Here is a 12,788-nt window from a genome sequence, read left to right on the forward strand (position 1 = left end):
CGATCGGTCCCATTAGCGTCGCAGTGATTTGTCTTGCCTCGTTGGTCGCGTCGCCGGTTAGTGCCTCTTTCAGTTCCTGCGTTTTTGCCCTGCTCGACTTGTGAGCTTCATGCAATCGCCCTGGTCGAGTTGCGTGGCGAGGGCACATTCAGCTTTCTTCTGCTTGTCAGTCGAGAAGCGCGCGTAGAGTGCCGCTCGCATTGTCTATAGATCTCCGCGTTATTGCCGCCCTGCGGCCTGCCCCGCGCCATATTTGATCAACCGCGCTTCGCAATGCGCGCCATGCAATGCCGCAGGTGTGGCTGGGGTTTTGTTACGGCCTTGACAACTTGCGTTCGAGATCACGGCGTTCGCTCTCCCGGAACTGAAGATCTTTCCAGACATCGTCGCTGATCGGGAAGTCGCCCGAAATCTGACTCATGTTTTGATAAAGACCCCTACCGTTGCTCAAATCGACCGTCGCCTGCCAGACAGGCTTACCACCAAGCGTTCGCACTTGGAGCCAGCCCGGGCCGGTTGGGACTGCGTAGAAGCCGTCCCGGAAGATCCAGGCGGCATTATGCGAGGTCAGCCAATCAATCACCGTCTTGACTCCGCCGGTTCGTTCCACCTGCTTCATATAGTCCATGAAGTTACCGTGGAAAAATTCACCCGGCGGGTCCGTGACAAATTGCGTCGTGCCCCGTGGCAACATGGAATCCGGATCCCGATCGAACTTGTACAACTGTTCGCGGGTGCCGGCCGTGCTACTCCAGTGGGAGTTTTTGTTTGAGACGGGCGGTGTGACCGCACTGCCGCTCGAGTCTGTCAGTTGCCAGCTTGACCTGTTTCCTGCGTCGTAGTTAGTGACAAACGGCGTAGCCACAGATTTGCCTACAGTCAGGTATTTGAGGTCCTCAACATGAACGAGATGGAAGGGATTGATGCCGTCGGAGCGAAAAACGCCGTTCAGGCTGTTTGGATCTGTGGGGATCGCACCTACGTAGAGATAACCGTCGTGACCGACACGCAAGACCTTGCTGTAGTCGTTCGCAAAGTGGAAACGACCGTCGTCACCCATTGTGAATTGCCTCGTGTTTCTGGGCGTGCTGGACGCATAGGACGCCGAGTAGACATAGAGGTTGTTCTTTGCGTCGGCATAAAGTATGTACGGCCGTCCTTCTCCGCCGTAAGCCGTCAGAGTCATCGGCCCGTGATAGTCTTTATGGGCTGCTTGCCGCGCCGCTGCCTGATGCACTTTCAATCGTGCATTGACATAGAAGTTGGCCTGCGTCAGGTTGGGGTCTTGCTTGGGACCGATACCGATCTGCTGTCCGTTTTCCATAACCTGTGACGTGAACGGCTTGTAGGCGTCCCACCCCCAGGCGGGGCTGTCCATCGGGAAGCGGGCCAGCTGAGGCTGCGCTCCCGCGGTCCGCGTGTAGTTGTACACGTCCCAGCGAAAGTCCGGGTTGCGCGTGAACCGCGATATCTTCCTGTCTTGCTGGTCTTTCTGCAGGTCCTGCGTTCGCCACCAGCCGATTATCTGGGTGTTATCGATGTGCCCCATGGCGGCAAATTCGTGGTTGTCTGCCGCGACGGTGCGTGGGCCAAGGCTGCCATTTACATCCACCATGTTGGGGGACGGCGCGACAACGTAAATATAGCCGTCACGGGACTGATGCTGCTGGCGGTCGACGGCGGCCGATGGCGTTTCGAATGTTCCGAGATAGCCGGCACTGTCTGTCTCCCCTTCGTGGGACGCGACGTCCGAATTGTGAGTTTGCAGATTGACGTCCCGCAGCGGTGTCTGTCCGGCACTGAACCCACCTCTTTTTTTTACTTCGTCAGGCGTTTCCGTCGATGGTCGAAACAGTACCCATGGATCGGTGGTCGATTGCGAATCCGTTGAACGTTTGAGCTCGAAGTGCAGCAGATAATTTTGAAGCGGAGAATGGTTGTCGGCCGGTGCGGCTGGCAGGTCCGCGCGTGGTGGAACGAGCGGACCAGTCGGCGGCAGCCCCCCAGCGCGGTCCGCGTCGTCAAGGGTGGAGTTTCGTACGGGTGACAACGCTTGTGTCCCTGCGGCTCCCTCGTTTGCGCTTTCACTGGCGAACCACGTGGTCGTGGCATGGTCGATTCCGCCGTCGGCACTATAGCCGGTGTTGTAGATGCCGCGTATAGCGGCCGATAGATCGTGGAAACTATCGTACGTATAGGCACCGGAATTGGGATCATAAAGCTCGTATTGATCGTGCTCGAAGTCAGTATTGACATTGAGCCGCTGCACGATGATCGGACGACCAGGTTCTCGTCCGGACGATCCCGGGGCCTGGGGGGCCAACGCCAGATCGACGACCGCGAAGTCGTTGTGCAAACCGACCGTTGCGCTGTCGCCGATGTACGGTCTGCTAAATTGTGTGCTCAGATCGCCGACAAGATCGTCCGCAGTCCTGATACCGAGCCTGCCGCGGTGTCGGACGTGATTCGCCAGATCGAAGGTAGAGGCCGACTGATAAAGCTCGTGAAGGTTGTTCGAATCGGAGACGACCCGCTGGCGTAGCGCTGGATTTCTCGGCAAGCTGCGTAAGTTGTCCGTGGCACCTGTGAGCGTTGACGCTCTCGGAGAGACGACTTCCCGTAGCACATAGGTTGCCAGGCTCTCGCCCGGACTGCGGAGGCCGGATTGCTCCGCGCCACCGGGAAAGAGCCTGTCGAGCGATATTCCGTTTGAGGACGCCGAACGCTCCTGATAGATTTTATCGTCACAGTTTGGCGCTGGCGGCCCATAACCGCCCGGTCCTTGCGGCGGTACGGGAACTGTAGGCTGCGTTCTATTCACCTGCGATGTCGCCGAGTACACCTGAATTTTGAACGGGTTGACTTGATACCCGTTCGCGGTTCCGGAAGAGGAGCGGCTTGTGAACGCAGAGTCCATGTACGCTCTTAGCGCACGTTCTGTATTGGCCCAGTCTTCATACTCGAAGGCGCCATTGTTGGGATCGAAGATCGCATAGTGACCGTTGCCTCCCCTTTGTACGAGAATGGCGTGCCCGTAGTCCCTTCGACCCGCTGGCGACTCCAGGCTCAATTCGACATGCGCGAAGTCGCCGGGGTTCTCCAGCCGTTGGTGCAATTCGCGGGCGAACAAAAGGATGCGCATACTGCGCGGCGCGTTTCCACCGTATCCGTGCGAAACGCGCAGCGCATAGCGGCTGAAGCCAAGGGTAGTCCTACCGGTCTGGAAGGTCTGGATGCGACTGAACATTTCTCGGCGCGTGGTAGAGGAACCGGTGTCCACGCGCATATTGTGCACGGCTGCCATTAGCGGCAATGCGGGCCGACCCGGAGATCCGGTTGTCGTCGGCTGATCGCTAAGGGCACGATCGATCCGCCGCATGGCTTCCCGAACCATTCCTCCACATAGGCCGCCACTCGCTTGCCCGCGGCTCTCACGATAGTCGACCTGACTGAAGTATTCTGAATCGATGGCGTCTTGCCTCAATGCATTGCCACCACGATCCGTAGTGCATTTACTGAGAACTGGGCCGCGTTTCACCCGCGGGCCGCCGTTGTCGGACTCTTCAGTGTGTTCAAGGGCGACGGGCGTGTCCGGGCCGACGTGGTAATCGTTTGTCGCGCTGGCTCCCCCTGCTGTCGGAGTGTCCCCGGTGAACAACGTGCTTACGTAGCGAGCGGTAGACGTATGCTGGCCAGCGTGGAGACTCGCGCGGTGTTTCGTCGAGTTGTGGGTTCGAGGAGCGATGTCGGTTCGACTGTTCGGTAGCGCCGCGTGAGTTCCGCCCGCATCTCTGGCGGATTGCTGCAGGTGGTCGCCTGCGTTGCCCGGGGAGCGCGCTGACGCGTTGCCGCCGGCAGCATTTGGACTGGCGGCCCGCATGCTCCATTGCCTGGCGCAGTCCTGAGCGGTGCCTGAACTGGACGCGGAGCTGCCGGCGTTCGGCTCATCGGTCGAGGGGTCGTTGCTGCCGCTGGTGCTGTAGCTTTGGTCTACGCCGGAGACGCGCATGTTCGATGCTCCAGGAAATGAGATGAAGGAATGTCTGGTGGAATCCGGGGATCCCTGCGGGTGATCGTAGGCATGACGGTCGACACCCAGGTGGTAGCGGGGCATGGCGTGTCGAAGTCGTTACGCGTGGCCATGGGGAGCATCGACTGTTAGGCCGTTTCTGCCTGTCGTCAGACGCGGATACGGGTTCAAGCCGGCTGTTTCACGGAGCAGCCGGTCAACGCCTCTTCCATGCGATAGACGGAACAACGGTCCGCGAGAGCGACGTCATCCTCGTCGGTGCGTCGCGCGAGTCAGAGTTTCTCGCGCAAAATGTCGGCGCCGATGCAAAAATGACCTCGTGGGGGTGCGGACGCCGAAGTAAAGCTGAACCACTTGGGAGGCGATGGCGGCTTTTGCCGCCGATGCTGACTCAGGAGCAAGCAATGGAAATCAAGGTATTGGCTAGGCGCGGGACGGCGGTGCGTCCCGTATGCCGATCTGCCGGCGTCCGCGCGCACATGCATTGAAGCACACGCGTGCAGCCACCTTCACTCCGAATCGATAGCCCATTCCACCGCCGCTTGCGCATGCAAGGCGGTCGTGTCGAACACGGGCAACATGGAATCTTCCGGCTTGATCAGCAAGGTGATTTCGGTGCAGCCGAGAATCACCGCCTGCGCGCCACGCGCGGCCAGCGCTTCGATGACACGCTGATACACCGCGCGCGAAACGTCGTTCACTTTGCCGTGGCACAGCTCGTCGTAAATGATGCGGTGCACGTCCGCGCGTTCAGCTTCGTCGGGAATGAGTGTTTCGAGGCCGTACCGCTCGCGCAGACGGCCCGTGTAGAAAGTTTGCTCCATCGTATAGCGCGTGCCGAGCAAGCCCACCCGTTCGATGCCAGCCGCGCGCAGCGCGTTGCCGGTCGGGTCGGCGATATGCAGGAAGGGCACGTCGATCGCCGCCTCGATCGATTCATACACGCGATGCATCGTATTGGTCGCCAGCATCACCAGATCGGCGCCACCTCGTTCGAGTTGGCGCGCGGCGTCGGCCATCTGTTGGCCGAGTGCGTTCCAGTCGCCCGCGCGCTGGTTCGCTTCGATCGGCGCGAAGTCGACGGTGAGCATCAGGCTGCGGGCATTGTGGTGGCCGCCCAGACGCGCCTTGGCGTGGCGGTTGAGCAGCTTGTAATACTCGGTGGACGATTCCCAGCTCATCCCGCCGATCACGCCGATCGTTTTCATTTGCTTGCTCCGTGAGTGGGTGACGGCGCGCCATCAACCGTCTGTCTGGCGAGTATAGGCGGCCGGCGACGCACAGCCGATACGGATCGCCCGCCGCCCGCCGGTACGGCCGGCTACAGGCACGAGATAAAAACGCCGCCACGCGCTTTCTGACGCCGATAGAATCGTAATCAATCAGGACGGGGTCAAAGGGAGCGATAGATGGATCTGATCATCCGCCGCGCGATGCTGCCGCCGGGCGCCGCGCCGCAACACAAAGAGCTGGTCGACATCGGCATCGAAGCGGGCCGCATCGTCGCCGTGGAGCCGAATCTGGCCGCCAACGCGCGCGAAGAAATCGATGCCGCGGGTTCACTCGTCACGCCGCCGTTCGTCGATCCGCATTTCCATATGGACGCGACGCTCTCGTACGGGTTACCGCGCGTGAACGCGTCGGGCACGCTGCTCGAGGGCATTGCGTTATGGGGCGAACTGAAGCCGGACCTGACGCAGGAGGCACTGATCGAGCGCGCGTTGCAGTATTGCGATTGGGCCGTCGCGCGCGGGCTGCTGGCCATCCGCAGCCACGTGGATGTATGCGATCCGCGCCTGCTCGCGGTCGAGGCGCTGGTCGAAGTGAAACGCCGGGTCGCGCCGTATCTCGATCTGCAACTGGTGGCCTTTCCGCAAGACGGCGTATTGCGCAGCCCGGGCGCGTTCGAGAACCTCAAACGCTCGATCGCGATGGGCGTGGACGTGGTCGGCGGCATTCCGCATTTCGAGCGCACCATGGCCGACGGCGCGCAGTCCGTGCGCCTCTTGTGCGAGTACGCGGCGGAGCAGGGCTTGCGCGTCGACATGCATTGCGATGAATCGGACGATCCGATGTCGCGGCACATCGAGACGCTCGCGGCCGAAACGCACCGGCTCGGTTTGCACGGGCGTGTCACCGGCTCGCATCTGACGTCCATGCACTCCATGGACAACTATTACGTCAGCAAGCTCCTGCCGCTGATGCGCGAGTCGGGCGTCGCGGCGATCGCGAATCCGTTGATCAACATCACGCTGCAAGGCCGTAGCGACACGTATCCGAAACGCCGCGGCATGACGCGCGTACCGGAAATGATGGCAGCGGGCATCAACGTCGCGTTCGGCCACGATTGCGTGATGGATCCGTGGTACAGCCTCGGCTCGGGTGACATGCTCGAAGTCGCGCACATGGGCTTGCATGTGGCGCAGATGACGGGCGTCGAGGGCATGCGCGCCTGTTTCGACGCGGTGACGGTGAACGCCGCGCGCATTCTCGGTCTGGAGGGCTACGGCATCGCGCCGGGCTGCGCGGCCAATCTGGTGCTGCTCGACGCGCGCGACCCGGTGGATGCGATCCGCTTGCGCGCCGCGCGCCTCGCCGTGGTGAGCCGCGGCAAGGTGGTGAGCCGCGCGCCGGCTGCGCGCGCGGTGCTGTCGCTCGAAGGTCGGCCGTCGGAGGTGGACTTCAAGCTGCATCGGGGCTGACTATAGCGCGGCTTGCGCCAAACAAAAAAAACCGGTGCCTGCTCACGCAGGTCACCGGTTTTTATCGGCGCCAAGCAAAGCGCCGACGCTTGCATCAACCGCTCAATGCGCCGCGCCCGGCGACATGCCGTTGTGGCGCAGCAAGGCGTCGATATTCGGCTCGCGGCCGCGGAACGCCTTGAACGATTCCATCGCCGGACGGCTGCCGCCCACTTCCAGAATCTCCTTGCGATAGCGCATGCCGGTCGCCTGATCGAGCACGCTGCCGCTCGCCGCTTGCGCCGCTTCTTCGAATGCCGCGTAGGCATCGGCGGAAAGCACTTCAGCCCACTTGTAGCTGTAGTAGCCCGCCGCATAACCACCCGCGAAAATATGGCTGAACGTATTCGGCCAACGCGAGAACGGCGCCTGCGGCACGACATGGAAGCGCTCGTTGATTTCGCTCGCGAGTTCGGTGGCGTTCTTCGTGCCCGAAGCGTCGAAGCCGGTATGCAGTTGCATGTCGAACATCGAGAACACGATCTGGCGCAGCGTGCCGAGACCGCTCTGGAAGTTCTTCGCGGCGAGCATCTTGTCGAACAGATCGCGCGGCAACGGTTTGGCCGTTTCGACGTGCGAGGTCATGTCGCTCAACACGTCCCACTCCCAGCAGAAGTTCTCCATGAATTGCGACGGCAGCTCGACCGCGTCCCACTCGACGCCGTTGATGCCCGACACGCCCAGCTCATCGACGCGCGTGAGCATGTGATGCAGACCGTGGCCGAACTCGTGGAACAGTGTGATGACTTCGTCGTGCGTGAAGCAGGCGGGCTTGCCGCCGACCGGCGCCGAGAAGTTGCAGGTCAGATACGCGACCGGCGTTTGCACGCTGCCGTGCGTGTGCTTGTGACGGCCGCGCGCGTCGTCCATCCAGGCACCGCCGCGTTTGCCTTCGCGCGCATACAGATCGAGGTAGAACTGCGCGACGAGGCCGCCGTCCTGATTCTCGACGCGGAAAAAGCGCACGTCCGGATGCCACACGGCCGCGTCGTCGCGACGGATACGCACGCCGAACAGTGTTTCAGTGACCTTGAACAGCCCCTTGAACACGGCGTCTTCCGGGAAGTACTGTTTGACCTCGTTCTCGGAGAACGAATAGCGCTTCTGACGCAGACGCTCCGCGGCGAACGTCATGTCCCACGGTTGCAGCTCAGTCATGCCGAGTTCGTTCGCGGCGAACTCGCGCAACTCCTTCCAGTCCTGCTCGGCATGCGGACGCGCACGCGTGGCGAGGTCTTCGAGAAAGCTCATGACCTGGGCGGGCGACTCGGCCATTTTCGGCGCGAGCGAGACTTCGGCGAAATTGTTGAAGCCGAGCATGTGTGCTTCTTCGGCGCGCAGTTTCAACTGGTCGGCGAGCACGGCGGTGTTGTCCCACTCGGGCTTGCCGTTGCCGTATTGCGCGCCGAGCTCCGACGCGCGCGTGACATACGCGCGATACATCGCTTCGCGCATCGGACGATTTTCCGAGTACTGCATCACCGGGAAATACGACGGGAAGTGCAGCGTGAACTTGTAGCCGGTTTTGCCTTCGCGTTCGGCCGCTTCCTTCGCGGCTTCGACGACATCTTCGGGCAGGCCGGCCAGTTGCGCTTCATCGCCAGCTTCGACGATATACGCGTAGGCGTTGGTCGCATCGAGCACGTGGTCGGAAAACGCTTTCGAGAGCGCCGCCTGGCGTTCCTGCAATTCGGCGAAATGCGGCTTCTGGTCTTCCGGCAATTCCGCGCCGGACAGGCGGAAATCGCGCAGCGCATTGCCGAGGATCTTCTTGCGCTCGCCGGTGAGCGAGGCGAAATCGCTGCTCGCGTTCAACGCCTTGTATTTCTCGTACAGCGCAAGATTTTGCCCGACGCTCGACCAGAATTCGGTGACGCGCGGCAGATTTTCGCCATACACCGCGCGCAGCTCGGGGGTGTCGGCGACGGCGTTCAGATGGCCGACCACGCTCCAGGCGCGCGACAACGGTTCGGTGGCGCGCTCGACCGGCTCGACCACGTCGGCCCATGAAGCGGGCGTGATCGGCTGGGCGGCGCGTTCGACGGCGGCGGCCGCATCGGCGAGCAGCACATCGAGGGCAGGCGTGACGTGTTCGGGGCGGATTTCGCCAAAGCGCGGCAGGTCGGAGAAATCGAGGAGCGGATTGTCGTGATTCGAGGCGGTAGTGGACATGAGGCTTCCTGTCTGACGCGGGTGAACGGGTAATCGGTGCATCGACGGGCGTCCCCCAAAGGGGACTTTCTTCGGAGCGCGCGTAAAGACGACGCCCCATAACGGCCGATACAGACATTATTGGGGCAGGGCGCGCCGATTCCAATCCGTCGGCAGACAAATTATCAGATGTCGCGGCCCTGTGCGCGTGCCGGACGGGCCGGGCGGCACGCGCGCGGCAATATTGCGCCGCTGCGCTTTGTGCGAAAGCGCACGGTCCCGGTTGCTGCCATGCGGCAAGGTGGAGCGTCGCTATCGGTCAGCGGCGTTTTTTGCAAAAGAGGTATCAATGAATCCGCTTTCGGACGCTCTCTCGCACAAGGGCAACAATTTTGATCTCGTGCGACTGCTGGCCGCCATTGCCGTCGTGTATGGCCATTCGTATGTGCTTCAGGCTCCGGACGGCAGCACGGATTGGGTCCAGAACGCGCTGGGTTTCGACGGTTTCGGCGCGCTGGGCGTCTACGCCTTCTTCCTGCTGAGCGGCATGCTGGTGACCGCCAGCTTCGGCCGGCAGCGCTCCGTGCCGCGCTTCGCCGTGTTGCGCATCGCGCGCCTGTGGCCGGCGGTGGCGGCCGGGTCGCTGGTGACGGTCTTCATCGTCGGTCCGCTCTTCACGACGCTGACGCTGCGCGAGTATTTCGCCTCCGGCATGACGTGGGCCAACCTCGACAACTTCTCGACTATCGTGCGGTCGGCCGGCTGGGCGCTGCCCGGCGTGTTCGAGCACAACCGCTATCCCGTCGACATCTGTGGACCGCTCTGGACGCTGCCGGTCGAAGTGCGCTGCTATCTGCTCGTGCTCGTGACCGGCATGGTGGGTTTGCTGTCCAGCTCGCGCGGCGTGATGCTTGCGGCCGCGCTCGGCTGCGCCACGTTCATGCTGCACGTGGATCACGCGCATTGGCAGATCGGCTTGCGCGATTTCAGCGAAACACCCGACGGCTATTCGTTCTGGCCGGAGCCGTTTTTCATGCTGGGCATGCTGTTGTATGGCTGGCGTGAAAGGATCGACATCAACGGTTTGACGGCGCTGGCGTTCACGATGGTGTTTCTGGTGTTCCGCGACACGGCCGGCGCGCAGCCGCTGTTCTATCTGGCCTTCGTGTACGGCGTGCTGTGGGTCGGGACGACGCCGCTCTTGCGGCGCTTCGTGCCGCGTCATGATTACTCGTATGGCATCTACCTGTACGGTTTCATGGTGCAGCAATGCGTCGCGAACATCGCGCCGCAGTTGAGCCATGTGGCGGCGGTGTTGATCGCCGCGCCGTTTATTCTGTTGTGCGCGGCGCTGTCGTGGCACTTCGTGGAGCGGCCGGTGCTGAAGTGGTGCCGCGGGCGCTTGGCGCGTCCGTCGACGCCGCTAGCCGCGGGTATGCCGGCTGGCGATCAAGCCGTGCGCTGAGATGCGCTGATGTATGAGACGCGCGTTCGGCGCCGATGGATATGGATACCTTGGCAAGACGCCAAGGCCGCAAGATCCCGAAGCCGGTGAAAGTGCTTCGCCGGCATTCGGGCGACCGATGCGAGCGCTGAGAAGTGTGGCGCGCGTTAGCGTCGATGGATGTCGATACCCTGGCACGACGCCAAGGCCGTAAAGTCCCGAAGCCGGCGAAGATGCTTCGCCGGCTTTTCTCCTGCCGCTTACGTGTTCGCTGCCGCTTCGCGCTCGGCGGCTTCGATCGTGTTGACTAGCAACATGGTGATGGTCATCGGGCCGACGCCGCCCGGCACCGGCGTGATGTAGCCGGCCACTTCCTTGACGCCCGCGAAATCCACGTCGCCGCACAGCTTGCCGGCTTCGTCGCGGTTCATGCCGACGTCGATCACCGCCGCGCCCGGCTTCACCATCTCTGCCGTGAGAATGTTGCGCAAGCCGGTGGCGGCGACCACCACGTCGGCGTTGCGCGTGTGCGCGGCCAGATCGCGCGTCTTGCTGTGGCAGATCGTGACGGTCGCGCCCGCTTCGAGCAGCAGCAGCGCCATCGGCTTGCCGACGATGTTCGAGCGGCCGATCACCACCGCGTTCGCGCCTTGCAGCGGAATCTCGTAAGCGGCGAGCATTTTCATGACGCCGTACGGCGTGCACGGACGGAACAGCGGCCGGCCGGTCATCAGCGCGCCGGCGTTGGCGACGTGAAAGCCGTCCACGTCCTTTTCCGGCGCGATCGCCTCGATCACCTTGTGGCTGTCGATATGCGGCGGCAGCGGCAGTTGCACCAGAATGCCGTGAATGCGCGGGTCGCGGTTCAGTTCGTCGATGCGCGCGAGCAGCTCCGCTTCCGGCAGGTCGGCCGGATAACGGTCGAACGACGAGCCGAGGCCGTTGTCGTTGCACGCCTTCACTTTGTTGCGCACGTAGACTTCACTGGCCGGATTGTCGCCGACCAGCACCACCGCGAGGCCCGGCTGATGGCCGCGAGCGGTGAGGGCGGCGGCGCGCGCGGCGACGTCGGCGCGCAGGGTCTTGGAAAGGGCTAGGCCGTCGATCAGTTTGGCAGTCATGGTCGGGTCGAGATGGGCAGTTTGGAAAGCGGGGCAGGGCGCAGACGCTCGTGCGTGCCGCGCGATGGCGCTTTTCAACGGTATTGGGTCGGCACGTGAAAAGCGCGCGGCGCGAATCGGGGTTAAGCGGCGCTGCAAAGTGCGACATTATACCGGCCCGGCCTGATGGGCCGCATACGGATTCCAGGCTGTGTGGCGGCGGTGCGAACGCGTGCCGTGAGTGCCACATATGGCGGGCACGGATGCCCGGTTCGGACGGCGGCGGCAGCGGGTGCGCCACCAGACGCGTGTTCGGGGCCGCACCTGCCGCCTACCGCCTGGTGCGGCGGGCGGAGGCAAGGCTGTCAAACGCAACTGCTATGGCTGGACCGCCTGCCAACCCGAACCCGGATCGAACGATGTGATCGCCGCCGCCGCGCGCGCGGTTCGCGGCCCGAGGTTCTTCTGATAGACCTGCCCGTCCTGGTTGACGATGAAACTCATCACGCCGGTCCTGCCATATTCAGCCGGCGATGCGATCAGTCCAAACCCTTTGCTCAACACGCCGTTATCGACGTAGTTCCTGGCTCCGCCCTTCGCGTGCGTCCCTTGTGCCGTGAGAATGCGGAAGTGATAGCCGTGATACGCCTCTTCAGGCTGCGTGCCGTCGGGCATGGTGGCGGCGAGCGGTCCAAGGGGGCTTTCCGCTTCGCCGGGCGGCGTCGTCCAGTACAGGCCGTCGTGCTGTCCCGGCGTGCTGACGAAGCGCTGTGCGTAGTGCTGGGTCAGGTTGCGATAGTCGTATTGCGCATCCAGGTAGGCGAGCGAGGTCAAAATCGCGGCGTGTTCGTTGCGGCCGATGCGCCGTGTCAGCATCTCGTCGCGTCCCGCCGGTGGATCGAAACGCCAGCCGTTGCCCGACTGCACGAGCGGAATCGGCAGGGTCCAGCCGCTGTAGCCGACCGTCAGATGCGCGGTGGCGCGCCCCTTGTCGACGACCGGATCCGCGACGATCTGATGGTTTTTCGACCATTCGCCGAGGAACTGATAGATGTCGTCCTCGCCGATGCCTTCGGTTGGAATGAAGCGATGAAAATCGCCGCCGAGCACGCGCTTGAGGGCATCGTCGTCGTTGCGGGCGACGGCTTCGACAAAGGCATTGGCGGCATCGTCCGCGCTGGGATAGACCGCCTGGGCATGGGCGGGGATCGCGCTGATCAGCAGGATCGGCGCCAGCAGCAGTGTGCCGATGGTGCCGAGCGCGATGGTAAGTGTCAGGACATGGGCGCGCAGCTTGCCCCGTGAGAATAGACGCATCATCA

The 12,788-nt window shown here is 62.7% G+C and carries 7 protein-coding genes; 2 read left to right on the forward strand and 5 right to left on the reverse strand.

Annotated elements, in window-relative coordinates; translation table 11 throughout:
- Window positions 1–313 precede the first annotated feature (313 nt).
- Window positions 314–3,247, reverse strand: coding sequence for an enterotoxin A family protein (locus PQR42_RS17785; RefSeq protein WP_408387218.1), 2,934 nt, complete (start codon window positions 3,245–3,247; stop codon window positions 314–316).
- A gap of 1,292 nt (window positions 3,248–4,539) precedes the next feature.
- On the reverse strand, window positions 4,540–5,238 hold the full coding sequence (locus PQR42_RS17790; RefSeq protein WP_408387216.1) for an aspartate/glutamate racemase family protein: 699 nt from the start codon (window positions 5,236–5,238) through the stop codon (window positions 4,540–4,542).
- 201 nt (window positions 5,239–5,439) lie between these two features.
- Here PQR42_RS17790 and PQR42_RS17795 point away from each other — a divergent pair, with 201 nt between their 5' ends.
- On the forward strand, window positions 5,440–6,732 hold the full coding sequence (locus PQR42_RS17795) for an amidohydrolase family protein (protein WP_408387215.1): 1,293 nt from the start codon (window positions 5,440–5,442) through the stop codon (window positions 6,730–6,732).
- A 102-nt stretch (window positions 6,733–6,834) separates the two neighbouring features.
- On the opposite strand, the gene PQR42_RS17800 is transcribed toward PQR42_RS17795, so the two are convergent.
- Window positions 6,835–8,943, reverse strand: a complete 2,109-nt coding sequence (locus PQR42_RS17800; RefSeq protein WP_408387214.1) for a M3 family metallopeptidase — start codon at window positions 8,941–8,943, stop codon at window positions 6,835–6,837.
- A 328-nt stretch (window positions 8,944–9,271) separates the two neighbouring features.
- On the opposite strand from PQR42_RS17800, the gene PQR42_RS17805 reads away from it, so the two are divergent.
- Complete coding sequence (locus PQR42_RS17805; protein ID WP_408203682.1) at window positions 9,272–10,387, forward strand: acyltransferase family protein; 1,116 nt, start codon at window positions 9,272–9,274, stop codon at window positions 10,385–10,387.
- A gap of 239 nt (window positions 10,388–10,626) precedes the next feature.
- Here the strand turns inward: PQR42_RS17805 and folD are convergent, their stop codons facing one another.
- A complete protein-coding gene (folD, locus tag PQR42_RS17810; RefSeq protein ID WP_408203684.1) occupies window positions 10,627–11,487 on the reverse strand; it encodes a bifunctional methylenetetrahydrofolate dehydrogenase/methenyltetrahydrofolate cyclohydrolase FolD in 861 nt (286 codons plus the stop codon).
- A gap of 357 nt (window positions 11,488–11,844) precedes the next feature.
- On the reverse strand, window positions 11,845–12,786 hold the full coding sequence (locus PQR42_RS17815) for a DUF2950 domain-containing protein (protein ID WP_408203686.1): 942 nt from the start codon (window positions 12,784–12,786) through the stop codon (window positions 11,845–11,847).
- Between the last annotated feature and the right edge of the window lie 2 nt (window positions 12,787–12,788).

Source organism: Paraburkholderia sediminicola (assembly GCF_046027355.1).
In the GTDB taxonomy this organism is placed as follows: Bacteria; Pseudomonadota; Gammaproteobacteria; order Burkholderiales; family Burkholderiaceae; genus Paraburkholderia; species Paraburkholderia sediminicola_B.

Bases quoted from the DNA above. Each gene is read 5' to 3' on its own strand.
- PQR42_RS17790 (WP_408387216.1), bottom strand. From the start codon at position 5,238: ATGAAAACGATCGGCGTGATCGGCGGGATGAGCTGGGAATCGTCCACC.
- PQR42_RS17805 (WP_408203682.1), top strand. From the start codon at position 9,272: ATGAATCCGCTTTCGGACGCTCTCTCGCACAAGGGCAACAATTTTGAT.
- PQR42_RS17815 (WP_408203686.1), bottom strand. From the start codon at position 12,786: ATGATGCGTCTATTCTCACGGGGCAAGCTGCGCGCCCATGTCCTGACA.
- PQR42_RS17785 (WP_408387218.1), bottom strand. From the start codon at position 3,247: ATGTTCAGTCGCATCCAGACCTTCCAGACCGGTAGGACTACCCTTGGC.
- PQR42_RS17800 (WP_408387214.1), bottom strand. From the start codon at position 8,943: ATGTCCACTACCGCCTCGAATCACGACAATCCGCTCCTCGATTTCTCC.
- PQR42_RS17795 (WP_408387215.1), top strand. From the start codon at position 5,440: ATGGATCTGATCATCCGCCGCGCGATGCTGCCGCCGGGCGCCGCGCCG.
- folD (WP_408203684.1), bottom strand. From the start codon at position 11,487: ATGACTGCCAAACTGATCGACGGCCTAGCCCTTTCCAAGACCCTGCGC.